We start from the raw sequence: 728 nt of genomic DNA, 5'->3' as shown, positions 1-728 counted from the left end.
TAGCATCCTACCTCAAAATTACACCCGTACACATGAGCCGAATCAGACGCAAGCAAAGCTTTGACAACAAAAAATAAACATAGGTTTAGAAATTTACATTCATAACAATATTCCAAGAGTATCTTAATCTGCCAAAGGATTCTTCTTTTTATCTTTGTCTTATCTTTGGTTGGTTCAACGAAGAGACAAAATAAAGATTGAATGAGTTAAACAAGAGATTAAAAGAGAATATGAAAACAAAAGAAATTCTTGGAATACTTATGCTATTCCTCTGTACATTCAGCTTTATAAGCTGCGACGATGATAATGAACAGACAAATGAATTAACCCCCGAAGCACTTTATCAGACTTCATGGCGTGGAACAGGGCATTGTGAAGCTTGGGCAGTACAAAATATGGGGGTCGGTATGCAATTTGTAGATACTCGGAAAGGGAAAGTAAATTGGGAAGGTTACGATGAAATTGATATTACTTATACAATAGAAGGGAAATATATCACATTTAATAGTAATGCTTTATATTTGGGGGGAGCCCCTTGGGTTATCAAAAGCTATACCCAAAAACATATAACCATTATACAGAATGAAATTAGTCCAGATAAAGAGAAAGTAGCTACAATTGAATTAGAAAAAATAGATTAAACTGAATCATGGGAACATTAGGTTGCATAAATGTATGTTACAACAGAACAAAGAGAACCGTGAGATTCGCAAATTGAGCAAAGAAAG

Annotated in this window: 1 protein-coding gene and 1 pseudogene; both read left to right on the top strand. The window is 34.2% G+C overall.

All coding sequences use genetic code 11. The features are described 5' to 3' along the window. Positions 1-77 (top strand): annotated as a pseudogene (locus DXA74_RS16975) (Crp/Fnr family transcriptional regulator); the annotation flags it as partial. Positions 78-230: 153 nt separating this feature from the next. Next, the gene (locus DXA74_RS16090; RefSeq protein WP_004313267.1) at positions 231-641 is read left to right on the top strand and encodes a hypothetical protein; all 411 of its coding nucleotides are present in this window, start codon (positions 231-233) and stop codon (positions 639-641) included. The last annotated feature ends 87 nt before the right edge of the window (positions 642-728 follow it).

Origin of the sequence: Bacteroides sp. OF04-15BH, assembly GCF_003477995.1 — a bacterium.
GTDB lineage: Bacteria > Bacteroidota > Bacteroidia > Bacteroidales > Bacteroidaceae > Paraprevotella.
Note: the sequence above shows the minus strand (reverse complement) of the source record. Positions and strands in the feature narration are given on the sequence as shown.

What these genes read in the sequence shown, in the direction of transcription:
- DXA74_RS16090 (WP_004313267.1), top strand. Translation starts at nt 231, where the DNA reads ATGAAAACAAAAGAAATTCTTGGAATACTTATGCTATTCCTCTGTACA.